Genomic DNA, 26,426 nt, shown 5'->3' on the forward strand with positions numbered 1-26,426 from the left:
TGCCTGCTTTGGAATGAAGCAGGTGGTCGGCGATGCTGGTCATGGAGACGATTGCGCGAATACGGCGTGAGCACTTCATCAGAGGCAAGACGATCAAGGAGATCGCCTGTGACCCGAAGGTGTCGCGGAACACGGTCCGAAAGGTACTGAGGTCTGGGGAGACCTCCTTCGAGTTTGACCGCCAAGTGCAGCCGCGGCCAAAGCTGGGAGGATGGCCAGTAGAGCTTGACGGACTGCTCGCGGCGAACGATGCTAAACCGGCTCGTGAACAGCTGACGTTGATCCGGATCTTCGAAGACCTGCGCCGGCCGTGGTAACGCGGTTATAGTTCTGGAATTCAAGTAGAGGCATTCAACCGCTGCTCGCCTAAGCGACTGGCGCAATAGCCACCGTTAGCCTTCTTAGGAGAGCCAGTTCGGCCTCACCAGCGGCCGTGCGCCTAAGTACCAGCTTGGCAAGCTCTGTTCGATTGACGGGAGTTCGCATACTTGCAGGCAGCGCCGCCACCGCTTCATCATAGATCTTTCCCAACACCGAAAGAATTTCCGCATCGAAGACCTCACCTCGTACCTGCAACACTTGTACCAAATCTCCTGTCGAAACATCGCGCTGGCGACTCGCTGCAACAAAGCCTGCCTGACCTACTTACGCGGGCTGATCGTCCGCGTCGGCGAAAGGGTGCGCCCGACGCTCAGTTTGTCTCCTTCCAATCGCTGCGGCCAGACCGGACAGTCGCGCGCAAGCTGTCGCCGGCCAGCTTGTAGGCCCACGACCCCGATTACGGCCCACTGGCTTCGGATTTCCTGGTCTGACCAATGATGTCGCCACTCGGTACTCTACCGTTAAAGCCCCTAGATCCCAAGTCGAGCGGCCTGCGTTGACAGTTGCTCCGCCTCGGCAAGCCGATAGGGTGGGATGTCACTACGCACTGTGGCCAACAAGGACTTACAGAACGCAGGCGTGAGCTTGCCGCGGTGAATCACGACGTTTTCGCAGCCCGTCGCCGCCCGGGCGTTCTGCCACTGCTGATTATAGCCGCGTTGTTCGTTGGACTTGACGTGGCAAGCGGCGAAGTCGGCGTCATCCAGCGTCGCCAACTGGCCCGTATGTACCGGTCGCTTCGTATGGATGTGAACCCACATGGGGCTCGGCATTGCACCATTGCGCAGCGCCTTGGGTTGCAGCTTAACCTGAAACAGCACCCCTGGCTCGCCCTTTAACGCGCGCGGTAGATCGGCAGGCGCCAACTCCCCGGCCGCGCGCAACTGTTCAAGGTACTTCTGCGACGGAAAGCCGTAGGTCTTCATGCATTCAATCCTAGTCAATGCCCTTCGCTCGTCCAAAGTCTTGGCGAGCCCCTGCGCCTCGGCCCGCATCATCTTGAGTCGGACTAGCTTGCCATGCACCTCGGGCACTTGCGTTGGCGTGAGTAGGATACGTCGACCAGGCTCCGCGAGCGAACCCTCACAAGCCTGCATTTCGGCGGCCTGGGTCTGCAGGCGCTCGATCACGGCATCCACAACGTGGTCGGCGTCCTCGGGCTTCATTTGGCGGGCTTGCGAGACGGCCCGTTGCTGACCAGCCAGATCAAACTGCAAAAGTGCGTCCAACCGCTCGAGTAGGCGCGCCAGCGTCTCCATTGATGGCGGGGCCTGCCAGATCGCCAAGTGTGCCGTCGCCGAGGATGTCGCCCTCGCATGCGCCTCTTCCGCGCTCACGAGCTTCTTCGTACCCAGATCCGAGAGCACCACAACTTTGGCTGCTGGCGCCGTGGCTTTGTCGGTTGTAGCGATCTGCAGCTGCGTCCCGTCGCGTGCCGAACTCCCGGCGAGAGTGCTCGGTGTACGTTTGGCTTTACCCTTCCTGCGCGCAGAAGTGCCTTCGGCCGCTACAGCCTCTCGCGTAGCGTTGGCCGGCTTCGCAGCCCCTGCTTCGACCGCCGGTGAATTGATGGCCGACGTTTTGGGCTGTAGATCCAGCAGCCGCATAACGTCGTGTGCAGTGACCCACGCGCTTTCCACGATCTGATGCAACAGTTTCAATGGCAGGTCGTCACCGGTCCCCTGACCCCTTAGCTTTGAAACGAGGTTGTGCACTCCCAACGCAAATTCAGAAAGCCGCTCCATAACTCCTTCCAGGACCGCGCAGTGCGCCGCGTCGAGTGCGCGTCCTTGGCTCTGTAGAACTGCGTCCTTTGTCGATATGAATGCCGGAAAAACGTCATCGATGAAAGTGCCGAGCAGGCGAGCCCGTCCGTTCTCGGCCATGAGGATTTCCCTCGTGGCTGGGTCGAACGTGCTTTCGAGAGGCTCAATCATGATTTGTGCGAGAGCGACCTGCGATTGCAGATGCATGCACTTGGTGTGCAGTGCCCAACCGCTGTGCAGCCGCAGTGCGGCCTCGTCGGCCTGCCGCTTTTGGGCCGTTACATTGGGTAAATTAGCAGTAGCGGCGCAGACGCATTGCATCCGTTCCGAACGCAACGCCTTCTTTCCCCACCACTCCATGCAGTCCGCATAGCGGTTTGCTACGCCGGAAACCGCTCGGTTCAGTAGGTCAGAGGGAGTGTTGGATAGCATCCGTTGGAGCACGACGGTTGCACTTTTCCTGCTCTGCTCCAAGGCGTAGATGGTCGGGGTGGCCAGAGCGTTACATTGCTCCGCCGCATGGAGCACCTCGTCCCGGAGACCGCGAGCCTGATCGTCAGACAGAATCCTGCGCGCCTCGTGCTGGGGCAGGCTGGCGTAGTACTCCAGAACTTTTGAGCCGACCTGGATGAGCTTGTCGATCAGCTCTTGTGCCTCTGACGAGCTCCGCGCTTGCATGGCCGCCTTACTGCGAGCGCCAACTTCCGAGAGCAGGCTTTCCATTTGTCGCTTTGTTGCCTTGATCTCGTCACCCGTCGATGAAATGGGGACTGCCATATCCGAAGTTCGCGGCTGGCTGCCGACCAACGCCGCTCTATCCTGAGGCCAAGAGCGCATTCGCTCCACGATGGAATAGAAGGATTGGCCGCCCTCCCCAGCGGCGAGACTCGATTCTGAACGCAAACTGCTCGAGTCCCAAGTGCTGTCGGCTCCGGGAGCCCCAACGAGCGATTTGCCAGGCCGGCCAATACCCGTCATATTCTAACTCCGATCCAGGCGAGAACGTGAAGCCTAATTAGATAGACGGCTTGGCTGACGATCAGCTGACGAACGGCATTCTCCCGGACTCACCACGAAAATCAGAATCACCGTGCTTCCAATTCCATAGAAGATGCCTTGGTTTGAGGTTTCCGGTCTGCAGACACGCGTCCTGCTTTGCAACCAGGCCGTGGAGACGGAGCGCAACACTCCCCGCCCTAAAGCAGAGGCTGGTGGGCCCTCAGCAGGCGAGGTATCGGACGCGCACGCTGCAGAGCCGATGGTGCGATCACAGTCGGGCTGAATACGCAGAGCATTCGATTGACCTTCGCGGGCAGTTGGAAGCGATGATCTATCGGTGGTCCAGTCGCGGGAATACTGCCTTTGATAGCGCTAGTTCGGCGCAGAGACCGAGAGTGGCGCGAGTGCAGGAGACAGCCAGCGGGTCGTTTTACACGCAGGCGATTGATCTCAGTCAGCTTTCGTTGATTTGCACAACCTTCATTTTGGAATATCCGAAATCAGAGCTGCATCAAAATTGTGCTGCCTGAGGCCAGTCTATTTTTGAGGGCACTCGCAAGGGAGCACGCATCGACGAATGCGGTGAAACGATTCGCAAACAAGCTTACAGATGCTCCGCGTCCAGCTCGGCGAGATTCGCAAGCGCGTTGCCTCGCTTCTCATCACGCGTGCGCTTATAGGCGAATAGATCCTCTGCCCTAATCCTGCGATGACGCCCCACTGTCACGTGCTGAATTTCGTTCTTCTCTAGCAGAGAAACCAGAAACGGACGTGAGACATTTAGGATGTCGGCAGCTTGCTGTGTGGTCAACATCTCATGCACAGGCACAAGGGTCACCGCATCGCCGCGGCCGATGTGCCGAAGCAATTCCATTAAGAGGCTCGACAGGGCCGGCGACAAGGTTATCTCAGCAGCCTTTTGAGCATCGTCGAGCACGCGTAGCTTGGCATCCCCAGTCGCATGCGACGCGAGTATTTGACGAAGCTGGTTGGCTGCCGCCTTCTCGCTCGCGGAAGGCAGGCGAGTACCTCCCAGCTCTTCGGCGTAGGCTGGCATCGTAATCGTTGTTCTCCTCGGTACGGCATTGTATGTAGGCTATATTCGAAATAAACGCAACAAGTGAAATAAACGAAAATACTGAAGTTCCGGTTGGCTGGGGTCCCCTCCCCGGGGTCAAGTAGCTCAATGCAAGGTGAGACTTTCGGGGCCGCCCCGGATAAGCATGGAATGCTGCGGAACTGGCCCAGGACCGGGCAACCGCCCGGTGAAGTCCAGAAGTAATTCTGGGCAGAGCCTACGCATAGGGGGAAGGCTGTTTTATCAAGACTGATCTTTTTCCGTTCAGCCCCCCGGCCCTGCTCTCACATCCTAACAGGACCGACGGCTTCATCCGCAATGTGGCTCGGCTCTGACCCTCGATACGCATCCGAGGGTCGTGCAGTCGGAGCTTGCGCTCGTGCGCTTCTCGTTCCACGCCGATTAAACGGACCTAGCGAGGCATGGCTGGGGAGATCTTCATATTCTTTCAGCACCTGAGCCCAATCCGCCCCATTGGCGATGACATGGGTAGACAACGGCCAGCCGCGTCGCGGTCGGCTGCGTGGAGTATAACCTATAGCTGTTAGAACGGTCTATCTGGACCCTCAACTGATGCTCGCTTGGGCTGCTTGCGCTCTGGCTAATCGAATGACAGGAATAATGAAAGTAAGATCAACCGATGAAACGCCACGACGAACAAATGTCCAACAACGCGAGGACAACCGAACGGGCCTTCAGCGGCCCTCGTTCGGCGCTTCGGGTGATGGATATCCTGCAGGCGTTAGCGGCCGAACCGGAAGGTCTTACGCTGGCAAAGCTCAGTGACCGCCTAAAACTGCCGAAAACGAGCGTCTTCAGCCTCATGCGCGCGCTCGAAGGCGGGGGATATGCTCGCAGCGACAACGGCCACTACATTCTCGGCGATCAAGCGATCAAGCTTGGCGCGAGCCTGGCTCAGGCTCGATCGTTCCCGAAATGTGCGCGTCCCGTCCTGGAGCGGCTCGCACGAGAGACCGAGGAGACGATCCTGCTCGGTGTCCTCTCCGAGGAGGGCCACGAGATATCTTACGTCGATGTCATCGAATCGGAAAAGCCGCTGCGCTTTGCGGTCCGCATCGGCAACCGGCGGCCGCTGTATTGTACGGCCGCAGGAAAGGCGATGCTGGCATTCCTACCAGAGAATGTTCAGACGGCGTATCTGACCCAGACCAAGTTTGTAAAGTTCACGGACGACACATCCTCGAAAGAGGAACTCGTCGCCATGTTCCCCGAAATCCGTCACCGCGGCGTCGTTGTCGACGCTAATGGTATAATTGATGGCGCCACCGGCATCGCGAGCCCCTGTTTTGACGAGGCCGGCCTCGTCAGCTGCTCGGTGACGATCGCCGGCCCTACCGCGCGCCTGCTGCTTGCGCGCGAGCACATCGAGCGGCTGACCTTCAAGGCCGCCGAACAGATCTCGCAGATCCTCGGCTATCGCGGCCCATATCCGCCGGCAGAAGATTCTGCCGAGCGGGCCGACACCGGCAAGCGGCGCAAGAAATGACCTCGCGCCAGGGACGCCGTCCGGTCAGCCGTCAATCCAGAGAGTATCCCTGATTTCAGCGCCGGCGGCCTGCACGTTCTTGTCCATCTGCAGCAGCTCGAACAACGACGAGCCGGTCTTCAGACGGTCGCGCAGCTCGATCTCCTTCCGATTGCGCTCCCGTGCGCCCTTCACCGCACGCTCGAGCGAGCGCAGCGGAATCGCGAGCGCCCCGTCATCATCGGCGACGATCACGTCACCGGGATCCACACGTACGCCGTCGCAAACGATCGGCACGTTCACCGCGCCGGGGCCGCGCTTTTCGGGATGACTGGAGGAGATCGACGTCGACCAGGTCAGCGAGCCGAGCTCACGCAGCGCAGCGACATCCCGGGCCGGACCATCGACAATGATGCCCGCAATCCCCTTCTGCTTGGCGAAGGTCGCGGCCACGTCGCCCCACAACGAGCCGTGCGCGCCACCGCCGTTGACGAGGACGAGCACCTGGCCTCGCTGCGCGACGTTGAGGGCGGCATGGATCATGAGGTTGTCGCCAGGGAAATTATACGACGTGACGGCTTGGCCCGCGATCCGCTGGCCTGGCGCGATCGGCCGCATGCGCGAGCTCATGAGCTGCATGCGCCCCTCGACCGGGCCGAGTGCCTCGTGCAAATCGGAGACCGGATATTTTGCGACCTCGGCCAGGAGGTCTGCCGGGCATTGCGGAATGCGCTTGTAGATGACGGACTGCATGTTTCCTCTTTCTGTAAGCGTTCTTCACGTACGAAGGGTTTTCAAGTTGCCCGGAGCCGCATCCTCGGGTGCTCACACGAGCCGCATCTGCCAACGGTCATGATCGAGCATTGCATCAGCCAAATCCGTACAGAGCCGCCGGATTTCGAACCATGATCTTGGTCAGGACGGTTTCGTCGCACCACGAATAAAGCGCCGAAAGGAGATCTGTCGCGTCAGGGGTCGGTCCATGCGTTGCGGCATGCGGCCAGTCGGTCGCCCACAGCAGACGATCCGGTGCCTCAGCCAATAAGGCTTCGACGAGCGGCTCGAGCTCGTCATAAGCCGGTGCAGCGGTATTCATGTGATACGGCGCCGAAATCTTCGTCCAGCAATTGCCCGATCGGAGCAGCCGAAGGAGAGCCTGAAAAGCAGGTTGTTCCGTTCCCTTTTGGGCGTCGGGATCGGCCAGGTGATCGATCACGAAGGGGCACGGCAATTTTTGCAGCCGGTCCTCAAGCGCGACGATGGAGCGACCGTCGAGCATCAGCGCGACATGCCAGCCCCATCGCCGAATCCGGGATGCAATTCGCTCCAGCTGTGCGAGCGGCAAGCTGCCTGGCCGGGTCGCAATGAACCTCACGCCTCTCGCGCCCTTGTGGTGTAGCTCGTCGAGTTCTTCGTCCGAGACATCGGGATCGACGACGACAACTGCACGTGTTTCCACGCCTGCGATTTCGCGCATCGCATCGAGCTGCCGGCTGTTATCCGATCCATAGACGCTGGCCTGGACGATGACGGCACGATCGATGCCAAGCCGCTCGGCCAACGCCATATAGGCTGCGGGTGTTGCAGCAGGCGGCGCGTAGGTCAGCTCGGTCCGATAGGGATATCGGGCCTCCGGGCCGAAGACATGGAAATGGGTATCGGTCCGTCCCGGCATGGTCTTGAAACTTGCTTGAGAACTCCGGGTCACCGTTCTTCTTTCTTCTTGGCACGACATCGTCGAGACCTTCGACCGCGGCAGACGGTCCGGAGCCTCACTTCCCGATCAGATTTGGCAGCGCGTGCGTAAACCAGGGGACATAGGCGATGAGCAGCACGCCGAGACAGAGCACAACGAGGTACGGCACCATCGATCGCGACGCCTGGTCGATGTCCGCGCGTACGACAGCGCAAGCGATATAGAAGCCGATGCCGACAGGCGGCATGAAGACGCCTACGCCGATCGACAGGATGATTACCATCGCATAATGAATGGAATCGATGCCGAGTTGATTGGCGATCGGCATCAGGACGGGTGCGAGGATGATGATCGCCGGCAACCCCTCCAGCAAGGCCCCGACGATGATGATCAGGGCGATCGAACCCAGGAGAAACAGCAACTTGCTGTTGCCGAGCAGCGCGACGACCTGGCTCAGATGCGCGTTCAGCCCGGCGGCGGTCAACACCCAGCCGAATGCGCCCGCGGCCGCGACGATGAACAGAACCATCCCTGTCAGCCGTCCGGCTTCAATCAGGATTCTGGCGCATGCCCTGAGCGTGAGCGCGCGATAGAACACGGATGCGAGGACAAGCCCATACAGCACGGCGATCGAGGACACTTCGGTCGGTGTGGCGAAGCCGAACTTGATGCCGAGGATCATGATGACCGGCATGCCGAGCGGCAGCAACGCGTCCGTGCCGGCCCTGGCTCGCTCTCCGGCGGTCGCTTTGGGATTGGCGGACAAACCGCTGTTGCGGGCGGAAACATAGATCAGCAGCATGAGCATCACGGCAATCACTGCCGCGGGTATCAGACCGGCGACGAACAGCGTGCCGATCGAAACCGGTGTCACCGTTCCGAGGATCAGCATCGCGATGCTCGGCGGGATCGTCTCGGACATTGCGGCCGATGCCGCCAGCGCCGCGGCGGATTCCTGGGGCTTGTAGCCCGTTCTTTCAAGCTCTCGCCGCATGACGGATCCTACGGCGACCACGTCGGCCGCTTTCGATCCGGAGATACCCGACACGAGATAGGTCGTGATCACCACCACCTGGAGCAGACCGCCACGGAAATGGCCGACCAGCGACATCGCAAAGCGCACGAAGCGCACGCTGATTCCGCCCTGATCCATGATACCGCCGGCGAGGATGAAGAACGGTAACGCCAGCAGGATGAAGTTGCTGTTGGCGTCGATCATGCTCTGCGCGATCGCGACCAGTGGAATGTCGTTGGCCAGGAGGTAGATCAGCGAGCCCGCCATCAGTGCGAAGCCGATCGGCATGCCGATGCCGATCATGGCGAACAGCACGATCAAGAGCGCCACCAGCGAATATCGCGAGCTGAAAGTCTGTGTGAAGAGGCTGGCATCGGCGAACAGGCAGCCGGCAAGCACGGTAGCGGCGGCAAGCGCGACCAGGAGCGGTCGCCCGCGCTTTGCCAAGAGCCGCTCGGCGGCGGTCAGGGCGATCAGCAGCAGCCCGAGCCCGAGCGGCACGACCAGGGTGGCGGTCGGCCAACCCGTGATCGGCAGATGCTCGTCGAGACGGACCATGAACAGCGAGGCGCTGCCCCGGAGGATGGATATCGCCGTCACCAGCACCCCAAGGTCGACCACGCAGCCCAGGACCTGTCGCCAGTGCGGGGTCAAACGCTTTGTGATGACCTCGATCGAGGCATGTTCGGCGCGCCGATAGGCGATGGCGCCGCCCATGAAGGCAATCACGCTCAGCGACAATTTTGCGGTTTCGTCCACCGACAGGATGGAGAACGGCGTCACCTCGCGAATCAGCACGGAGAGCAGCGTGATGGCCAGCTGCAACGCCAGCGCGATCGCCACCATGATCTCGGCGATGGCACCGAGACCAAAGCGCGACAGAGCGTGGCTGTGCCCTGAAGCCGGAACATCACAGACCTGCTCGGTCATCCCTCGGCGGCTTTCAGCAGTTTGTCGATGAGCTGCTCGCCCATCGACGTGCGGAACTGAGCGAACACGGGCTCGACCTTTTGCCTGAACGGCGCGTAGTCGACGGGGTTGAACTGGATGCCGGCATCTTGGCAGGTTTTCTTGGCCGCGGCGGAGGCCTCGACGATCGACTTGCGGGTGTCGTTGCCGAACCGCAGCGCTTCCTCACGCAGGACCTTCAGGTGCGTCGGATCGAGCTTGTCGAGCTTGAACTTCGAGCCGAGCAGCGCCATCGCGTTGTAGGTGTGATTGGTTTCGGAAACGAATTTCGTCACCTCGTGCAGCTTGGTCGCGACGACGGAGAGCAGCGGGAATTCGTAGCCGTCGATCGTGTTCTGCGTCAGCGCCAGATACATCTCGGAAACGTCGAGCGACACGGGCTGGGCGTTGAATGCCTTGGCCATCGCGACGAAGACCGGGCTTTGCTGGATCCTGAACTTCATCCCGGAAAGGTCGTCGGGAGCTCGCACGACCTTTCTGGTGGTCTCCACCACCCGCCAGCCATTGGTGCTCCAGGCCAGGCCATAGACATTCTTCGGCGCGAGGCTGGCGAAGATCATCTGGCCGATCTCGCCATCGGTCACCCTTTCGCCGCTGCGCGCGTCGCGGAACAGGAACGGCAGATCGAGCACCTGCATCATTGGGAAGATGGAGGAGAGGAATCCCGCGGTGTGGTACACGAGATCGACCGTCCCGGTCGCAACGCCGGTCGCGATGCTGACACTGGAGCCAAGCTGTCCGCCGGCGAAGATATCGATCTTGACAGCGCCATTGGTGCGTTCGCCTACCCGGCCCGCAAAGGCTTCCGCCATCTTGTGGTTGGGATGGAGGTTGCTGTCGGGATGAGCGAATTTCAGGGTGACCGCCCCCTGCCCCCGCGCGATGTTCGGCGCGAAAAGACCAAGGGCCGGCGCGCCGATGCCCGCGAGCAGCGTCGTCTTCACGAACGCTCTCCGAGTGTGATTCATTGTCACGATCTCCTCCCTGCTCGTAACGATACTCGTTGGAACGCGGCCAACTCGCGTGGCCGTTGCCGTTCAGTTCAGCAAATTTTCGCGGAACGTCTCGCCCTCATATGCGGTGCGGAACACACCTCGTTTCTGCAGAATTGGGATCACCTGGTCAACGAATTCCTCGACGCTGGAGGGCGTGGTCGTCGGCGTGATATTGAAACCGTGGCACCCGGTCTCCCGCCAGATCGTCTCGAGCTGATCGGCAACCTGCTCCGGTGTTCCGATCAGTTGCGGCATGCCGACCGCAAGGCCCCAGCGTACCGCCGCCTCGCGCAGCGTGAAGCGGCGATTCTCGAACGAGGCCGACATGGCCTTCATCAGACCCTGCGATGCCTGCGTCTTCTGCTCCTCGAGCGGCAGATCGAGCTCGACTTGGCTGAAATCCACCCCGAGCGAACCGGACAAGCGGCTCAGCGCGGCCTCAAGCGGAATGCGCGCGGCGAATTCGTCGAGCCGGCGCCTCGCCTCCGCCTCGGAGCTTCCGAGAATCGGCTGCACGCCGAACGTCACCTTGGGCGCGGCCGCGCTCCCCGATGCTGCGCCGAGCTCCTGCATGAAGGTTTTCATGCCGCCCAGATGCGGTTGAATGGAGAACACCACGTCGGCGTGCTTCTGCGCGAAGCGCTGGCCGCGGCCGGAGGATCCGGCCTGGAACAGCACCGGATGGCCCTGCCGCGACGGCAAAGCCGGCGGCACCGTATGGCAGCGGAAATACTCGCCCTCGTGATTGATGATGTCCACCTTGGCCGGATCAGCATAGACGCCTGTCGTCCTGTCGGCCTGGACCGCGCCCTCGCGCACCCCGCTCCAGAGCGCACGACAGACTTCCATATATTCATCGGCGCGATCGTAGCGCTGGTCGTGATCGAGTTGATTGAGACCGAGTGCACGGTACTCGCCGCGCAGATGGCCAGTGACGATGTTCCAGCCGACCCGACCGCCGCTCATATAGTCGAGCGTCGAGAGCGAGCGGACCGCCTGATAGGGATGATTGGCCGAAATGGAGAGCGTCACCGCAAGGCCGAGCCGATCGGTGGCGGCGGCGAGTGCACTCAGCAGAACGACCGGATCGTGCGGCGGCCAGCACACGCCGTAGCGCACCGCCTCGTCGGAACGCTCCTTGTAGCGGTCGAACACACCCGGCGTATCCGCGAAGAACAGCCCATCGAACAGGCCGCGCTCATAGGTCTGCGCAAGCCTCTGCCAGCGCTTCAGGCTTCCCATCGCCTCGAGACGCTGATCGGCGGGATCCGACCAGCTCAGGATCGTGTGATTGATAGGCGAGTTGATCAGAAACCCGATCAAGTGCATGCCGCCACGCATGAAGTCGCTCCCTCCGAAAAGCCGAGCCGCATCGCGCTGGCGCGACGCCCCGGTTTTTCCTTGCGTTCTCATTTCGGAACGTTATCCTTATATAAGAATAGATAGCCAATCACCACGGCTGTCAAGCCGGTTGCGCTCACGTGTCGTCACGGAATGCGCGGCTTAACGAGACGCGGATTAACTCCGCGCACGGGAGAACTCGACGATGTATGCAGCACCGCCAAGCGTGGAGGCGCGCGTCTTCACTGCAATCCCCGAGCATCTGTTCAAGAGCGGCCAGCGCTCGGAATGGGCTGAGGTGCAGTTTCACGGCGCACCGACGCCGACCTTTCTCGAAGGCCCATCCTTTGACCGCAATGACGATCTCTGGGTCGTCGACATTCCTTGGGGCCGCCTGTTGCGCATCACGCCGAACGGTGAGGTCAGTGTTGGCGCGGAGTACGACGGTGAGCCGAACGGCCTGAAGTTTCACAGGGACGGGCGCGGCTTCATCACCGACCACAAGCAGGGCATCATGGTGTTCGACCCGGCCACGGGTCGCGTCGAGCCCTTCCTGGAGCGCTCGCTGTTGCAGCGATTCAAGGGCGTCAATGATCTCGTGTTCGCCTCGAACGGCGACATGTACTTCACCGATCAGGGGCAGACCGGATTGCATGATCCGAGCGGCCGCCTCTATCGATTGCGACCCAGTGGCCAGCTCGATTGCGTGCTCGACCGGATTCCGAGCCCGAATGGCCTCGTGCTCAACAAGGCCGAGACGATGCTGTTTCTGGCGGTGACGCGCGCCAATGCGATCTGGCGGGTGCCGCTGATGCGCGACGGCACCGCAAGCAAGGTTGGCACCTTCATCCAGCTTTCCGGAGGTGGCGGCCCCGATGGCCTTGCGATCGACGAGGACGACAATATCGCGATCTGTCACGTCGGCCTCGGCGCCACCTGGCTGTTCAGCGCGCTCGGAGAACCGATGCTGCGCATCAAGTCTCCGAAGGGACTTCTCACCACCAATTGCGCCTATGGCGGTCCGGATCGGCGGACACTCTTCATCACGGAATCGAAGAGCGGTACGATCCTCGCAGCGGAAATGCCGGTGGCGGGACGGCCGATGTACTCCCACGCTGCGTGATCAGGATATTCGCAGCAACCTCCGAGCGACTGACCAGAAGGCCGAGTGCACGCCATGCAGCAGTTCTCCCCGACCATCGCGGCCGTCGACAGCGGCGATCCCAAGGCAGATCCGGCCGCGTTTCGGCGCTGCCTCGGCCAATTCGGGACCGGCGTGACCGTCGTCACCGCCGCTCACGGTGACGAGCTCGTCGGAATGACGGCGAACTCGTTCTCCTCGGTCTCGCTCGATCCACCGCTCGTGCTGTGGTCGGCCAAGCGAACGAGCCAGAGCTTCCCGACCTTCAAGGTCGCCACGCATTTCGCCGTAAACATTCTATCCAGCGACCAGATCGCTCTCTCAAATCATTTTGGCCGCTCGGGCGGCGACAAGTTCGGGGGCGTCTCCTGGAAGCGCGGCATCGGCGGCGCACCGCTGCTCGAGGGAACGCTGTGCAGCTTCGAATGCCGCAAGGCGGCCGAATATCCCGGCGGCGATCATCTGATCATGCTGGGTGAAGTCGAACGCTTCGTGCGCCACGACCGCGGCCCGCTACTGTTTGCGCAAGGACGCTATTGCATGGCCGCCGACTTCGCCGATCCCACCGACCTGTCGAAGGCGACCGGACAGGCGCACGCCGGCGGCCCGATGAATGAGTTCATGACGGCGCTGATGTATCGTGCCCATGGCGTGCTCTCGGCAGCGCTCGACGAGGGTCGCCATGCCGAAGGTCTCAGCGTCCTGCAGAGCCGGTTGATGGCCGCGATCGAAACGTTGCCGGGACGCACGCTCGCGAGCTTGCTGCCTGAATTGTTTCTCGGGCTCAACGCCGCGGAGAGCACCGTGAACGAGCTAGTGCGCATGGGCCTCGTCGAGGCCGACGCTAGCGGCGGCTTGACACTCACGGCCATGGGACGCGACCGCAACCACGCACTACACGCGCGCGCCCGCGCAATCGAGGCAAAGGAACTGTCCGGCATTTCGCCCGGCGAGATCGCGAGTTGCCGGCACGTTCTCGACAAGCTCGTTCGCCGCGCACCGACGGCATAGTAAGAACCAAGGCCGACGACGAAGGAACAATGGTAATGAAGAAACGTATCGCAATCGTCGGCGCCGGCGCTGTCGGCAGCTATCTCGGCGGCCATTTGGCGCGCACCGGCAACGACGTCACGCTGATCGATCCCTGGCCCGAGCACATCGAGACGATCCGCCAACGCGGGCTGCATCTGTCCGGCATGAGGGATGAGGAAACCTGCATCGTTTCGGTCCCGACGATGCACCTCACCGAGGTGCAGAGCCTTTCGAGGCAGCGGCCGATCGATATCGCGATCATCTCCAGCAAATCCTACGATACCGAATGGTGCACGACCCTCATCAGGCCGTATCTCTCGCCGCAGGGCTACGTCGTCTCGGCGCAGAATTCGATCAACGAGGAGATCATCGCCGGCGTCGTCGGATGGGGACGCACGGTCGGCTGCATCGTCGGCAATAATTTCGCCGTCGATCTCTATGAACCGGGCTGCGTCCGTCGCACCATGCCGCGCGACTTCGAGACCAAATCGATTCTCGTCGGTGAGGTCCATGGGCGCGTGACGCCGCGCGTGAAGGAGCTGCACGCCCTGTTTACCCCGATCGACGGCTCTGGCGTCACTACCAATCTGTGGGGCGTGCGCTGGTCGAAGCTCTGCGTCAACGGCATGCGCAACGGCGTCAGCGCCGCGACCGGCATGAGCGGAAACGAACGCGACGCCCATCCCGTGATCCGCCGCCTCGTCATCCGCCTCGGCGGCGAAGCGATCCGGACCGGCCAGTCGCTCGGCCTCGACCTCGAGCACATCACGGGCATCGAGCCGAACCTGCTACGCTCGGCATCCGAAGGCGACGCCACGGCGCTGGCCGAGGTCGAGCGGCACATGCAGAAGGGAACCGGTTCGCAGGCGCGCAGCAATTTGCAGCGTCCCTCGATGGCACAGGATATCCAGAAGGGGCGGCGCACCGAGATCGGTGAGATCAACGGCTTCATCGTCCGCAAGGCGAAGGAGGCCGGCTGCGCAGCGCCGGCGCATGAGCGGATCGTCGATATCGTCCGCAAGGTCGAACGCGGCGAGGTTACCCCGCGCCCGGAGCTGCTGTTCGAGATTTGAGATAGAAAGCCGGGCGATGGAGACGATCAACATGCTGCTGCCGCCGCTCGAAGCGTGGGTCGCAACCATCTTCGCGCGGGCCGGACTCGGCGAAGATGACGCGAGGCTGGCAGCCCGTCGTCTGCTGCTCGCCGACATCACGGGCGTACGGACCCATGGCATCGCGCGTCTGCCCTCGTATTGGCGCCAGCTCGCGCGCCGCGGCTTGAACCCGAGGCCGGATATCAAATGCGGCTGGCATGGCACGGTGTTGGTAATCGACGCCGATCTTGGGCTTGGACAAATCGTTGGCCCCAAGGCGTTGGCACTGGCGATGGATGCGCTTGGCCCGACCCGACCGTTCGTCCCCTTTTTGATCCGCAACGCCGGACATCTTGGCGCAGTCGGCTCGCATCTGCTCGACGTCGCCGAAAGCGGCAGGGTCGGCTTCCTGTCGCAGGTGACCCAGCCGGTGATGGCTCCCGGGGGCGCAACGCGGCCGGCAATCGGTAACAATCCCATTGCATTTGCAGCGCCGAGGCCGGACGGACCACCGCTGCTGATCGACTTCGCGATGAGCAATGTCGCGCGCGGCAAGATCCACGTCGCCCTACGCGATGGCCTGCCGATCCCGGAAGGCTGGGCGATCGACGCGGAGGGCCGGCCGACGACCGACCCGACCGCGGCGCTCGCCGGCTCGATCCTACCGGCCGCCGGTCACAAGGGACTCGCGCTGGCGATGATCGTGGAAGTGCTTGCGGGAGTGCTGACCGGGGCAAGGCCCCTGTTGTCGGAAGGCGGCGCCCCGGGCGGCGTCGGCGCCTTCGGCTTCGTGTTCGATCCGGCGGCGCTCATCGGCAAAGATGCTTTCGATCAGAACATGCAGGCTTGGACGCAGCGCTATCTCGCAGCGGTCGGAGGAAATGGCCGCATTCCCGGCGAGCGCGCGGCAGAACTGCGCGCGCAAGCGGACCAGGTCGGGATCGCGATCGAGCGCAATCTCTTCGAACAACTTGCCGAACTCGGTCGAGAAGGCGGAGCGGTACTTCCAGCTTAGTTCAATCGTTCGCAGGTGAGCTCCGAGGTGCGGTTTGTGGTGGCCGTCTCGTGCGCTGGCGGCGCCGGTGGGAGGACGCGACCGATGAGGGACGTGGCGGTCGTTACGGGCGCAGGGCGTGGAATCGGTCGTGCAATCGCCGACGCGCTCGGTAAGGCCAATTTCACCGTCGCCCACGTGAGTCCCGAGGATCTGGAGCAGGAGCCAATTCCGGCTCCCGACCGGTATTATAGATACGATGTTTTCCGAGATCGGGAAACGATGCGTTGCTGGCCCGGATTGCGGGAGAGCTCGGCGAGCCACCTGCCTGGTCAACAATGCTAGCGTAAGCTCACTGCAGCACTGCAGCGCGGGGATATCCTCGACCTTGAGCCGGAAAGCTACGATCGGACGCTGGACATCAACCTTCGTGCCGGCTTTTTCCTCACACAGTGTTTTGCGAGGAGGTGCCTGGGCCTCGTCGAAAGGCGCCCGGGATCGGTGATCTTCATCGGCTCGGCGAATGCAGAGATCATCGGCGAAAACAGGGCCGACTGTTGTATCAGCAAGGCGGGCGTTGGAATGACACCCGGCCTGACGTCGTAGATGGTGATAGGCTCGGAAGCCAGTCGTGAGGCGAACAGCTTCGTCATCATTCGCACCGAGATGACAGCCGCGGCGAAGGATCGTTATGACGATTTGATCGCCACCGGCGGCATTCCAATGGCGCGCTGGGGCCTGAAGAGATCGGCCGGGCCGTGACCCTCCCTGTTCGCGGAGAGATCCCTTATGCGATCGGCATTCATATCGACGTTGGCGGTGGCCAACAGCTCTCCCGCCTTTGAACTTGAGCTTGCAGTCTTGCGTCCGGTCGAGTTCAGAGCAGAGCGCGTCAGGCGTCAGCGATTCGCGAGGCGATATCCTCGAGCGGACGCCGGCTGAAATCCTTCGCGAGCTGGATTTTGAGCAGTCCGAGCTTCGCAGTCTTCGAGTGCTGATTTGATGGTCGGTGGTGCCAAGAAGCCTATGTCTCGCCCCAGCCGGGCGGGAGCGGCTGGTCCAACCCCGCAGGCAGCTCGGTTCCCGCGCCACCCAAGTGGGTGATGGTCTAGCGGGGTAGTTCGGCGATCTCACCGCCGCGGTCTCCCGGGCTCACTCTATGTCTGGGCGCAAGTCACATCGTTGCGCGAGTTCCTGCCGCATCGGGCCGCAACGCCTCGCTCAGGGGAAGCCATGGCCGCTTGCTAGTCGGTCAATCAATCTATCTAACATCTTGTCGCAGCGGTCAATCTGGTCAATTTCGATAAACTCATCCGGCTTGTGACCCTGCTGCATCGACCCCGGTCCGCAAACGATCGTTGGAACCCCCAGTCTCTGCAAAAACAGGCCGGCTTCCGTTCCGAATGGCACCTTCACCACGTTGGCGTCACCGGTGAGAGACTTGACAAGATGGACGACCGGGGCGTCGCAGGCGATATTGAGCCCGGGATAACTGTTGACTACATCAATATTTATAGCGGCTTCGGACGCGATGGTCCTTGCGCCATTGGCGATTTCACTCGCTCTAGTTCGCAGCCTACTCAATATCTCCTCAGGTATCTCCGCTGCGACATTCCTGATCTCGAACTCTAACTCGCATCGGCTCGGCACAATATTGAGCATTCCCCCCGATTTAATCGTGCCGACGTGAAGCGTTGTATACGGAATTTCGTAGCTCGCATCCCGCGCGCCCTCGTCGCACAACTTAGCTTGCTCTCTGCGGATGGCTTCGACAAATTCGCAACCCAAATGGATCGCGTTTATCCCGGTAGGCGCCAATGCGGAATGGCATTCCCGGCCAACGCAAGTAACGCGAGCCGCAACCTTGCCTTTGTGTCCGATTGCAACGTTCATATTTGTTGGCTCACCAACGATACAGAAAGATTGCCGTTGCAGCTCATTCACCATCGAGTCAAGCAGACCTCGCACTCCTACACAGCCAATCTCTTCATCATATGATAGTGCCAGGTAGAGAGGCGCATTTAAGCGTGTCTTCGACGCCTTAAGCGCGGCGGAAATGGCACAGCCCACAAAGCCTTTCATGTCTGCAGTTCCACGACCATACAGCTTACCGTCTTGTCGTGTGGCGCTAAATGGCGGTTTGGTCCAGCTCTGATCATCGGCCGTAACGACGTCCGTATGACCTGAGAGAATTGCGCCTGGCCGATCATCGGGTCCGATCGTAGCCAGCAAACTCGCTTTTCGCCCGTCCTGCGAATAGACAAGACGGCAGGTCACGCCGTTTTCGCGAAGCAGCTGAACGACAAAGTCAATCAAATTGAGGTTTGATTCCTGGCTGACGGTCGGAAACGCAACCAACCTCTGAATAATGGCGATGCTGTCCATCTGTATTTTGCTCAGTTTTCCAGTTCTTCTGAGGTTCGTAGCGTTCGCTCGTCGCCAGACTACAGCGTCATCATGGTTGTCCGAGACAGCATCAGATCTCCGCTATGAAAGGTCGATACAAAATTAACCCCAATCTGCCCGACATTTGCCAATGCCCACAATTCAGGGGTCTTCTGTCAACATCCGCGGGTTTGCGTAGACTGCTGACTTGAAGCGTATAGCTCAATCTACTCTGTGCTCTGGCACCGCGTCATGAAGACGATCAAGGGAGCGGTGCGGCCAATGGCGAGCGCTCGTCGGAGCGCTATTCGTCACCCGGGACGCCGAACGAAGGAGCCGCTCGTGGATCAAGCGCGCGCTTCACGTAGGCGTTAAGTTGGGGTTTGTAGACCTTCCAGGCAGAAACGAGCAGTTCGATCGGACACTCTTGTGTCCAGTCGCAGCGCAGGTCCACGACTGGCCAACTGACTTGGTCAACAAGCTTCATGCCGGCTGAGTGTAACGGACCGGCCTCCCCGCCGGCGGCCAACCCGGCTCTTAGTGACGCAATCAGGCGGTCACCAAGATGCCCTGACGAACCAATGAATGCATCGACAATTGCGTGCGGTACTCCGTCATTTGCTAGGAGATTGCCGCCGGCCGCGACATTTTCTCCGCTCGTCTGAGCCCATATGCCTAGTGAATTGGGCCCTGAATAAACAGCGGCATTTCCGTCGCGGTCAACTGCCAGTAGCTGGCGATACTCGATAAATCGACTACGTTGTTTCACTTCTTCGACGGCTTCCCACGCGGACATGCCGCTCTCCATCGCATCCAAGGCCAATGGTCCTAGCGAGGGATCAGTTACGTTCTGCGAAGCGACCGCGCCGACACCAGCTCGCGCGAATGAACACCTTGAAGCGACAGCCGGAGATGAAGACGAAATCGCTACGCCGAACATTCCAGTCTGGTCGCACCGAGCAACTAGGGAAAACGTCATACGCTCACTCGGGTATCACCGCTGTGGCGTCGATTTCAACAAGCCACTCAGGTCGCGCCAACGCTTGGACAACAAGTCCTGTGGACACGGGATGCACGCCCTTTATGTACTGACCCATCGTTCGATAAACGGCCTCCCGATGCCGCACGTCGGTAAGGTAAACGACAACCTTGACCAAATGTTCAATCTTACCGCCACTTTCTTCGATGAGTTGCTTAATATTCTGCATCACCTTATGCGTCTGCTCGACAGGATCATGGCTGTCGATGTTGACGGCGTCATTCAAGCTCTGGGGGCACTGGCCCCGTAGCCAAATAATTTTTCCGCCGCTAGTCACCACTGCCTGACATAGATCATTGTCGAGCTTCTGCTCCGGATAAGTGTGTTTCGTATTGAATTTCCGAATCCGCCTATGAGCCACTTCTTGCTCCTTCTTACGTGTCAGCACCCGCAACCCCAACTGGTGAACTGTTTCGCCAAAAAACTTAGGGGCCTCCCGTCGCTTTTCGTGGATCAACTTTCTCCGATTTTACGACGTGATGTTCCAGGTAACGCCGCCGAGTAGAGATACGATCAGCAATATATTTAGCGTCATGCCAGACACCCCAGATAAAAGCGGACCCTCGCCTAGATTGCCAAGGCAAGCCCACAAAGTAGACGCCCGGCTCCGAGGATACCCCACGTTGGTGTTCGGGTTTTCCGGCCTCGTCGAAGGCCTTGACCTTAAGCCAGCTGTAGTCCGACGAAAAGCCCGTCGCCCAGATGATCGTATTCACGCCGGCAGTCTTTAGATTGAGCTCACGCTGCGGATTCATTAGGCAGTCCGGGTCCGGGAGTAACCTGCGCGCTTCAGGCTCCTCCGGAAGTGCAAGTCCATTCCGCCTAACGTATTCATCGGCCTCATCCAACAGAGTGAAGAGCGAGGCGTCACCCATCGCGACATTCTTCGCGAGATCACTGGCAAACGTTACGTTGCCTGCCTCGAACGCTTCAGTTGAGCCAACAAGCATCATTCCGTCTGCGGCGAGCTTCCTGAAGTCGACCGTGTATCCCCCACGGGCCCCACTGACGGAGATCGTTACGTGCTCGGTACCGCGAACTCTTGCTTCATTATCCCACTTTCCCAAGACGCCGAGCCACCAGCAGAAGTCGTAGCCGCGGTAGGAGCGCGGGGGGCGTTCGTGGGGGCCCACGGAGAGATAGACCTTCCGATCAGAGCGCAGAAGTTCGTCTGCGATCTGGCTTCCGGAAGATCCTGCGCCAACAACCAACACGGCCCCTCTAGGCAACTGCTCCGGGTTTCGGTAGTCGCTCGAGTGAATTTGGACGACTCCAATGTCCTGCGGTACTACTTGAGGTATTGTCGGAATCTGGAATGGACCGATCGCTGCAACTACGTTATTTGCCTCCAACGTCCCTTGCGAGGTTTCCACTCGAAAGCCCAATCGTCCCTCGTTCCGTTGTACGGCCGTAACCTCCACCCCACAGCGCACCGGCGCGGCAATCTTCTTTGCGTAGGCAACGAAATAGTCCGCGATCTCCTCCTTACCCGGGAACGCATCAGGGTGCGTCTGAAATGTTAGGCCGGGGAAACGGTCATGCCACGCGGGACCATTAGCCACCAGCGAGTCCCACCGGGCTGTTCGCCATCTCTCCGCGATCCGGTGCCTTTCCAAGACGACGTGAGGAATACCAGCCGAAGTCAGATGTTCACTCATAGCCAGCCCTGCCTGACCGGCTCCGATCACGATCGTATCTACTACTTCTAATGACATCTCTGTATCCATTTCTAATTCGATTGAGTGATCGCGTCGAACATGGAGGAAATCCGGTTCGAGAGTTTGGAGGCGAGCATGATCATGTGGGATTATGTCGGAGCGCTTAGGCCTGCATCTATGCGCCGCAGAAGCTGTTCTGAAACTGAGCGCGGAGTTGCAACATGATGGCATCATACCGCTATGGAATTAGCGACTATCCGTGCGCTTGATACAACCGCCATCCCATTCAGGTTGTGGCCATTGCGGCTCGCCGGCGCTAATAAGGCTCGATGTGAACCATTGCGGGTTCGGGCAAATACATCACGGAATCCGACCAGGCCGTCCCTCATGGAAATAGACCTCGCGTATTCTTGGCGCCCCGCACCCGCTCGACGCCTATGGCCATGGCCGCCGTGCGATTGAACACCTTGTCGCGGCTCGCCCTCGCCACCATCCGATCGAACGCTCGATCGAGAATCTGGTATTCGCGTCGTACTACTTCCTCCTCTTCCCAGAAGAGTTGTTGCAGATCCTGCACCCATTCGAAATAGCTCACCACTACCCCGCCGGAATTGCACAGAATATCCGGGATCAGGAAGATCTCATTCTGTCGCTGCGTAAGAACCAGATCGGCTTCCGGTGTCGTCGGCCCATTGGCCCCTTCAGCGACAATACGGCAACGCAGCTTCGTGGCGACAGCAGCGTCGATGACCCGCTCCATCGCGGCTGGCACAAGAACATCACAAGACAGCGTGAGGACTTCCTGCGGATCGAAGGCTAGTTCACTCGAATACCCCGAGAGACTGCCATGTGTTGCCGCATGTACCACGAGTTCTGGAATGTTGAGGCCGGAAGCGCAGTAGAGCGCGCCGGTGTGGTCGCTGACGGCGATCACTTTAACGCCCATATGGTGAAGCTCAAGTGCGGCGATCGAGCCGACATTTCCGAAGCCCTGCACAGCAGCCGTTGCATGGTTCAGATTGATGCCCTGTTCGTTCATCACGCGGCGCGTCAGATGCGCGACGCCCCGCCCTGTCGCCTCGCGGCGTCCCAATGTCCCTCCGGCGCTGACCGGTTTACCGGTAACGATCTCCGTCACGGTCCGGCCCTGATACATCGAATAGGTGTCCATAAACCACGCCATCACCTGCTCGTTGGTCCCCATATCGGGGGCCATGACATCAGTGTGAGGGCCAACGAAGGGGATCATCTCCTGCATGTAGCGGCGTGATAATGCCTCTAGTTCGCGCCTTGATAGATTCGATGGATCGACGCTGATGCCGCCCTTGGCGCCACCATAGGGCAAGCCGGTTAGGGCGCACTTCCAACTCATCCAGATCGCAAGCGCAGCAACCTCGCCGAGGTCCACACTAGCCGCGAAGCGCGTGCCGCCTTTCGTAGGTCCTAGCGTGAGGTGATGCTGAACTCGATACCCTTCAAAAACCGCCGTCGTGCCGTCGTCTCGATGAATAGGACAAGATACAGTGATCGCGCGCTTTGGTATTAACAAGCGCGCCCTCGCGTCCTGCGGCACAGACAGGTGATCAGCGATCACTTCGAACTGTTGTACGGCCATGTCAAAGACAGGTCCACTGTATGTGGTCACGTTTGCTCCATTGTACTCGATCGAAACCGGATCGGACGGCGGATAGCTACCATTCGAAGTATTCCCGCCGCTGTAAGAGGCAAGCAAGCCCCTTCAGCGAGGTCGTTATGCTGAATTTCAACGAGATTCGATGAGCTGAGCGCTCAAGGTAGGTCGAAATGCCCTTGGACGGATGCCTTGCGGAAAACAACGTTCCCTTGCTTTTAGACACCTGCTGTCGCTGGATAGGGAAAACAACAAGCACTACACGAGAGCGGAGACATCAATTGTGTACATTCGCCTCCGTCTCTCGTGATAGGAGTCGATGCAAACGCACTTCCCATCGCGGCTCCACCTTGGGTGAAGATCACACCGGTTCTCTTTAGCCAGAGTTGGATCAGTATAAAAGCTTCCGAGGTCGAGCCGGACTTCATTGTTGGCATCGAAAAGGAAGAGATCACGCAGGTTGGTCTCGGAATGCGGATACGTATCGCTCAAAAGCCAGCGCATATTCACAGGTGAATAGGACATGTGTCCGTTCTCTCTTAGGAGGCCGTCGCCAATAGTCTGGACTAAGCCATTGTGCGCGTCTTGGTAAACCTGATAGTTTATACGTCCGGCGTGAGGTCCCCAGACGACGATGCTGCTATCATCCCGCCATAACGGGTGAGAGATCTGGTATTCGGACTTTTCGTAGTCGTAGGTACCTACGGCCTTTGAATCGAACCGCCGAGCCAGCTGCGGCAATGGATGATCAGAGCATTCAAGGAGACGTAAGTTGCTTCCATCCGGATCCATTGTGATCAAGCGATGCAAGAAGCAGGTCTCGTCTTCAACACGCTCTGTCCATCGGTGAAGGAAGAGCACACGTGTTGATGACGGATTTATCTCAATATGGCTCACCCAATGAATTGCCTTATCCATGGATGGCTTATGAGCAAGCTCGTAAAGTTGGCGGTAACTGACAACGAGTGTCGAGTCGCCGCTTGCAATGTCGAGGCGCCAAATGCCATCATCGTCCGGTGCATTATCCAGTGGAAGCCGTCCCGCGAGTGCGCAGTAGCCGATCGTCTCATGCGTTTTGTAGAGACGTCGATAGTCAATGCACATCGCGAATTTGCTGTTCGCGGCTACGACGTAAATCGGGATATTGAGATCGCGAGTGCGCCCCGTATCCACGTCGGTAATCCGCGCACCGATGTTGGGATACGGGCCACCCGCGTCGTGCGACGTACGAATATTGTAGATTATGTTACGGCCAGGCATGCCGGTGAGCCATTGTAGTTGGCTCCCCATTTGCCAGTTCCAGGCTTGGGTTCGATCAACCAGCCGAAACTCACGCGCTTCATCAAAATAACCGACATTGCAGCCGCTATTTCTGCCAATGCGGAAGTTAGGTTCATCGACTTGGTGGCCTAGGATAAGGCGACCCTGCCCGTCCCACGGCGTCTTATTATAGTAACCAAAAAAGAAGTTGTAATCCTGACCACCAAGTCGTGTGATGCTGACTCTTTCGTTGATAGTTGAAGGGGACATTGCTCCTCACAGAGTCGTCGTGGTCGATTGCCCAAATGGCATGACGCCTAGTAGGCCTTATTGGTGATGAATCTGGTATTGAGATAGCCTTCAGTTGATTCTAGGCCACCCTCGGAACCGTACCCAGACTCTTTGACGCCGCCAAAGGGCGTTTCCGGCAAGGCAAGGCCCAGGTGGTTGATGCTGAGCATACCGACCTCAAGATTCTCCGCCAGGAACTGAGCGTTCGCCGATGATTCCGTGAAGGCATATCCGGCGAGCCCGAAGGGCAATCGGTTAGCCTCTGCAACAGCTTCATTTGGATTGTCAAAGCCGCTAATGAGCGCGATTGGGCAGAATGGCTCATCGTTCATGACTCGCATCGATGGATCGACATTCGCAAGTACTGTTGGCTGCCTGAATGTTCCGCGAGTAAATAAGCTCTCGCCGCCGCACATGAGCTTTGCGCCTCGCTGCCTCGCGTCGTCCACAAATTGATCGAAGAGTTTCCCTCTGCGTTCGTTCGCGAGGGGGCCCATCTGCGTTGTCGCATCCAGACCGTTGCCAACGACAAGCGATTGTGTCTTTTCAACAAAAGCTGCGACGAACTCATGATAAACATCGTTGTGTACCATAAACCGCGTCGGCGCGGCGCAGGTTTGACCGGCGTTGCGATACTTGCCTGAAACGAGCAGCGCCGCGGCTGAGGATATGTCGGCGTCTTTGAAGACAATCGCCGGCCCATGCCCGCCGAGTTCCATCGTCGTCCTCTTCATCTGCTCGCCCGAGAGCGCAGCTAGATGTTTTCCAACCGGAACAGAGCCGGTGAAGGAGATCTTCCGAATCGCCGGGTGGGCAATCAGGTGCCGCGATATTTCATCGGGAGTGCCGTATGCGAGCTGGACAACACCTGTTGGAATGCCAGCATCGACAAGTGACGTGATGATTGCCGCGGCAGATCGTGGCACCTCTTCCGAGGCCTTGACGATCACGGAGCATCCGGCAGCCAACGCTGGAGCAAGCTTCTTCGCGACTTGGCTCGCGGGGAAATTCCACGGGGTGAACGCAGCAACCGGGCCTACTGGAGCACGTACGACATATTGCGCAACGCCTGCTGCACGCGACGGTATCACGCGCCCATAGAGCCGCCTTCCCTCTTCAGCAGCCCATTCGAAGGCATCGGCGCAACTCGCGATCTCCGCTCGCGCTTCCAAAAGAGGCTTACCTTGCTCCAAGGTGAGAACATGGGCGATGGACTCTAGTCGATCGCGGAGCAGGCCAGCTGCCTTACGTAGCGTAACTCCGCGTTCCACCGCGGGCGTTCTCCGCCAAACATGGAACGCCTTCTCGGCGGACGCAGCTGCACGGTCGAGATCGGCCACCGTCGCCTTAGCGACGTGACCGATCTCCTCGTCAGTTGCTGGATTAAAGATCGGGATCGTTTGCTTCTCAGAGCCGGAGCACCATTCTCCGTCAATAAAGAGGAGCGTATTCTCATATTTCATGTGTTCCCCGCAAGTCATCCGTTATTAAAGCGTCCATTCAAATAGACCAGCGGAGACGCATCGTGGAGACCGATCTCGATGACATCGCCAACGATTATGACGTGATCGCCGCCATCAAAGCTGCTGTTCAGGTGACAGATAATATATGAGGCGACGTCCTGGATAATTGGTAATCGATTTAGACCTTCTCGATAGGAAATCGCCGAAAACTTATCTGTCCCCTTCTTTGCAAACGTCATCGCAATGCGCTCTTGGGATGAGGAGAGCATGTTGATGCAAAACCACCCTGTCGAAGTGATGGCGGGGAGCGAGTTCGACTTTCTGTCGATGCATATCAGGTATTGCAGGGGGCTGATCGATAGGCTGACGACGGCGCTCATCGTGGTGCCGAAAAGCGCTCCGTGACTATCGACTGCAGTTACGACGGCGATTCCAGAGGCCCACTTCCGCGACACTTCTCGAAATGTTTCGGGCGTCGCTGTGGCAATGGCGCGACCTGCATCGATCATCTAATGGACCCTCCTTTGAGGTACCAGCGAAAGCATGATAGCGGTGGCGAAGGACGGCCCCGTCCACAGCGAACAAAGACGTATCATTGCCATTGGCCTTCATCCAATTGAGATACTGAAGGCATGTATTCGGATCAGGCATAGTTGCACCAAACTCGCATGTTCCGCGCGCGGCGCGCAGCGCGCTGATTGCCATTGACCGTT

The 26,426-nt window shown here is 59.6% G+C and carries 23 protein-coding genes and 1 pseudogene; 9 read left to right on the forward strand and 15 right to left on the reverse strand.

Features of this window, described 5'->3' with window-relative positions; translation table 11 throughout:
• Positions 1-32: 32 nt before the first annotated feature.
• Positions 33-305, forward strand: a pseudogene (locus ACWAT4_RS41165) (IS21 family transposase); the annotation flags it as partial.
• 546 nt (positions 306-851) lie between these two features.
• On the opposite strand, the gene ACWAT4_RS41170 reads toward ACWAT4_RS41165, so the two are convergent.
• Both ACWAT4_RS41170 and ACWAT4_RS41175 read right to left on the reverse strand, forming a co-directional pair.
• Positions 852-3,125 carry a hypothetical protein gene (locus ACWAT4_RS41170; protein ID WP_128929558.1) on the reverse strand — a complete coding sequence of 758 codons (2,274 nt, stop codon included), beginning with the start codon at positions 3,123-3,125 and terminating at the stop codon, positions 852-854.
• Positions 3,126-3,750: 625 nt separating this feature from the next.
• Positions 3,751-4,209 (reverse strand): helix-turn-helix domain-containing protein, encoded by a 459-nt coding sequence (locus tag ACWAT4_RS41175; protein ID WP_128929557.1) that lies wholly within the window; start codon positions 4,207-4,209, stop codon positions 3,751-3,753.
• 655 nt (positions 4,210-4,864) lie between these two features.
• Between ACWAT4_RS41175 and ACWAT4_RS41180 the strand changes: the two genes are divergently transcribed.
• Positions 4,865-5,731 carry an IclR family transcriptional regulator gene (locus tag ACWAT4_RS41180; protein WP_128929556.1) on the forward strand — a complete coding sequence of 289 codons (867 nt, stop codon included), beginning with the start codon at positions 4,865-4,867 and terminating at the stop codon, positions 5,729-5,731.
• A gap of 24 nt (positions 5,732-5,755) precedes the next feature.
• On the opposite strand, the gene ACWAT4_RS41185 is transcribed toward ACWAT4_RS41180, so the two are convergent.
• The 5 genes from ACWAT4_RS41185 to ACWAT4_RS41205 all read right to left on the reverse strand — a co-directional run bounded on the left by ACWAT4_RS41185 (position 5,756) and on the right by ACWAT4_RS41205 (position 11,726).
• Positions 5,756-6,463: an RraA family protein gene (locus ACWAT4_RS41185; protein ID WP_128929555.1), complete on the reverse strand. Its 708-nt coding sequence runs from the start codon at positions 6,461-6,463 to the stop codon at positions 5,756-5,758.
• 115 nt (positions 6,464-6,578) lie between these two features.
• On the reverse strand, positions 6,579-7,445 hold the full coding sequence (locus ACWAT4_RS41190; RefSeq protein WP_128955172.1) for an amidohydrolase family protein: 867 nt from the start codon (positions 7,443-7,445) through the stop codon (positions 6,579-6,581).
• 37 nt (positions 7,446-7,482) lie between these two features.
• The gene (locus ACWAT4_RS41195; protein ID WP_128929553.1) at positions 7,483-9,351 is read right to left on the reverse strand and encodes a TRAP transporter large permease subunit; all 1,869 of its coding nucleotides are present in this window, start codon (positions 9,349-9,351) and stop codon (positions 7,483-7,485) included.
• Positions 9,348-10,334: a TRAP transporter substrate-binding protein gene (locus tag ACWAT4_RS41200; protein WP_164934238.1), complete on the reverse strand. Its 987-nt coding sequence runs from the start codon at positions 10,332-10,334 to the stop codon at positions 9,348-9,350. Before ACWAT4_RS41200 ends, ACWAT4_RS41195 begins: the two co-directional genes overlap by 4 nt.
• 93 nt (positions 10,335-10,427) lie before the next feature.
• A complete protein-coding gene (locus ACWAT4_RS41205) occupies positions 10,428-11,726 on the reverse strand; it encodes an NtaA/DmoA family FMN-dependent monooxygenase (RefSeq protein WP_128929551.1) in 1,299 nt (432 codons plus the stop codon).
• A 205-nt stretch (positions 11,727-11,931) separates the two neighbouring features.
• On the opposite strand from ACWAT4_RS41205, the gene ACWAT4_RS41210 reads away from it, so the two are divergent.
• The 7 genes from ACWAT4_RS41210 to ACWAT4_RS41240 all read left to right on the forward strand — a co-directional run bounded on the left by ACWAT4_RS41210 (position 11,932) and on the right by ACWAT4_RS41240 (position 16,749).
• Positions 11,932-12,849 carry an SMP-30/gluconolactonase/LRE family protein gene (locus tag ACWAT4_RS41210; RefSeq protein WP_128929550.1) on the forward strand — a complete coding sequence of 306 codons (918 nt, stop codon included), beginning with the start codon at positions 11,932-11,934 and terminating at the stop codon, positions 12,847-12,849.
• 54 nt (positions 12,850-12,903) lie between these two features.
• Entirely contained in the window at positions 12,904-13,878 is a 975-nt protein-coding gene (locus ACWAT4_RS41215; protein ID WP_128929549.1) for a flavin reductase, read from the forward strand.
• 35 nt (positions 13,879-13,913) lie between these two features.
• Positions 13,914-14,972, forward strand: coding sequence for a ketopantoate reductase family protein (locus ACWAT4_RS41220; RefSeq protein ID WP_164934239.1), 1,059 nt, complete (start codon positions 13,914-13,916; stop codon positions 14,970-14,972).
• A 16-nt stretch (positions 14,973-14,988) separates the two neighbouring features.
• On the forward strand, positions 14,989-16,008 hold the full coding sequence (locus ACWAT4_RS41225; protein WP_164939084.1) for an Ldh family oxidoreductase: 1,020 nt from the start codon (positions 14,989-14,991) through the stop codon (positions 16,006-16,008).
• A gap of 84 nt (positions 16,009-16,092) precedes the next feature.
• Entirely contained in the window at positions 16,093-16,332 is a 240-nt protein-coding gene (locus ACWAT4_RS41230) for an SDR family NAD(P)-dependent oxidoreductase (RefSeq protein WP_128929546.1), read from the forward strand.
• Between the two features lie 75 nt (positions 16,333-16,407).
• Positions 16,408-16,593, forward strand: coding sequence for a hypothetical protein (locus ACWAT4_RS41235; protein ID WP_367401020.1), 186 nt, complete (start codon positions 16,408-16,410; stop codon positions 16,591-16,593).
• Complete coding sequence (locus tag ACWAT4_RS41240) at positions 16,594-16,749, forward strand: hypothetical protein (RefSeq protein ID WP_164934241.1); 156 nt, start codon at positions 16,594-16,596, stop codon at positions 16,747-16,749. It abuts the gene before it with no gap.
• Between the two features lie 459 nt (positions 16,750-17,208).
• Here the strand turns inward: ACWAT4_RS41240 and argE are convergent, their stop codons facing one another.
• From argE to ACWAT4_RS41280, 8 genes are all read right to left on the reverse strand, one after another.
• A complete protein-coding gene (argE, locus tag ACWAT4_RS41245) occupies positions 17,209-18,372 on the reverse strand; it encodes an acetylornithine deacetylase (RefSeq protein WP_128955170.1) in 1,164 nt (387 codons plus the stop codon).
• Between the two features lie 304 nt (positions 18,373-18,676).
• Positions 18,677-19,351 (reverse strand): DUF1028 domain-containing protein, encoded by a 675-nt coding sequence (locus tag ACWAT4_RS41250; RefSeq protein WP_128929544.1) that lies wholly within the window; start codon positions 19,349-19,351, stop codon positions 18,677-18,679.
• Positions 19,352-19,355: 4 nt separating this feature from the next.
• On the reverse strand, positions 19,356-19,772 hold the full coding sequence (locus ACWAT4_RS41255) for a RidA family protein (protein ID WP_128930145.1): 417 nt from the start codon (positions 19,770-19,772) through the stop codon (positions 19,356-19,358).
• Positions 19,773-19,836: 64 nt separating this feature from the next.
• On the reverse strand, positions 19,837-21,126 hold the full coding sequence (locus ACWAT4_RS41260) for a flavin-containing monooxygenase (RefSeq protein ID WP_128930144.1): 1,290 nt from the start codon (positions 21,124-21,126) through the stop codon (positions 19,837-19,839).
• A 328-nt stretch (positions 21,127-21,454) separates the two neighbouring features.
• Positions 21,455-22,714 carry a Glu/Leu/Phe/Val family dehydrogenase gene (locus ACWAT4_RS41265; protein WP_128929543.1) on the reverse strand — a complete coding sequence of 420 codons (1,260 nt, stop codon included), beginning with the start codon at positions 22,712-22,714 and terminating at the stop codon, positions 21,455-21,457.
• Positions 22,715-22,957: 243 nt separating this feature from the next.
• Positions 22,958-24,229, reverse strand: a complete 1,272-nt coding sequence (locus ACWAT4_RS41270; protein ID WP_128929542.1) for a hypothetical protein — start codon at positions 24,227-24,229, stop codon at positions 22,958-22,960.
• Positions 24,230-24,276: 47 nt separating this feature from the next.
• The gene (locus tag ACWAT4_RS41275; protein WP_128955169.1) at positions 24,277-25,713 is read right to left on the reverse strand and encodes an NAD-dependent succinate-semialdehyde dehydrogenase; all 1,437 of its coding nucleotides are present in this window, start codon (positions 25,711-25,713) and stop codon (positions 24,277-24,279) included.
• A gap of 14 nt (positions 25,714-25,727) precedes the next feature.
• Positions 25,728-26,222, reverse strand: a complete 495-nt coding sequence (locus ACWAT4_RS41280) for a flavin reductase family protein (protein WP_128929540.1) — start codon at positions 26,220-26,222, stop codon at positions 25,728-25,730.
• Positions 26,223-26,426: the final 204 nt, after the last annotated feature.

It is taken from the genome of Bradyrhizobium sp. T-1 (assembly GCF_053592855.1).

Coding starts and splice junctions, on each gene's coding strand:
- ACWAT4_RS41170 (WP_128929558.1), bottom strand. CDS start 3,125: ATGACGGGTATTGGCCGGCCTGGCAAATCGCTCGTTGGGGCTCCCGGA.
- ACWAT4_RS41180 (WP_128929556.1), top strand. CDS start 4,865: ATGAAACGCCACGACGAACAAATGTCCAACAACGCGAGGACAACCGAA.
- ACWAT4_RS41185 (WP_128929555.1), bottom strand. CDS start 6,463: ATGCAGTCCGTCATCTACAAGCGCATTCCGCAATGCCCGGCAGACCTC.
- ACWAT4_RS41190 (WP_128955172.1), bottom strand. CDS start 7,445: ATGTCGTGCCAAGAAGAAAGAAGAACGGTGACCCGGAGTTCTCAAGCA.
- ACWAT4_RS41195 (WP_128929553.1), bottom strand. CDS start 9,351: ATGACCGAGCAGGTCTGTGATGTTCCGGCTTCAGGGCACAGCCACGCT.
- ACWAT4_RS41205 (WP_128929551.1), bottom strand. CDS start 11,726: ATGCGTGGCGGCATGCACTTGATCGGGTTTCTGATCAACTCGCCTATC.
- ACWAT4_RS41210 (WP_128929550.1), top strand. CDS start 11,932: ATGTATGCAGCACCGCCAAGCGTGGAGGCGCGCGTCTTCACTGCAATC.
- ACWAT4_RS41215 (WP_128929549.1), top strand. CDS start 12,904: ATGCAGCAGTTCTCCCCGACCATCGCGGCCGTCGACAGCGGCGATCCC.
- ACWAT4_RS41220 (WP_164934239.1), top strand. CDS start 13,914: ATGAAGAAACGTATCGCAATCGTCGGCGCCGGCGCTGTCGGCAGCTAT.
- ACWAT4_RS41225 (WP_164939084.1), top strand. CDS start 14,989: ATGGAGACGATCAACATGCTGCTGCCGCCGCTCGAAGCGTGGGTCGCA.
- ACWAT4_RS41230 (WP_128929546.1), top strand. CDS start 16,093: ATGAGGGACGTGGCGGTCGTTACGGGCGCAGGGCGTGGAATCGGTCGT.
- ACWAT4_RS41240 (WP_164934241.1), top strand. CDS start 16,594: ATGGTGATAGGCTCGGAAGCCAGTCGTGAGGCGAACAGCTTCGTCATC.
- argE (WP_128955170.1), bottom strand. CDS start 18,372: ATGGACAGCATCGCCATTATTCAGAGGTTGGTTGCGTTTCCGACCGTC.
- ACWAT4_RS41250 (WP_128929544.1), bottom strand. CDS start 19,351: ATGACGTTTTCCCTAGTTGCTCGGTGCGACCAGACTGGAATGTTCGGC.
- ACWAT4_RS41260 (WP_128930144.1), bottom strand. CDS start 21,126: ATGTCATTAGAAGTAGTAGATACGATCGTGATCGGAGCCGGTCAGGCA.
- ACWAT4_RS41270 (WP_128929542.1), bottom strand. CDS start 24,229: ATGTCCCCTTCAACTATCAACGAAAGAGTCAGCATCACACGACTTGGT.
- ACWAT4_RS41275 (WP_128955169.1), bottom strand. CDS start 25,713: ATGAAATATGAGAATACGCTCCTCTTTATTGACGGAGAATGGTGCTCC.
- ACWAT4_RS41280 (WP_128929540.1), bottom strand. CDS start 26,222: ATGATCGATGCAGGTCGCGCCATTGCCACAGCGACGCCCGAAACATTT.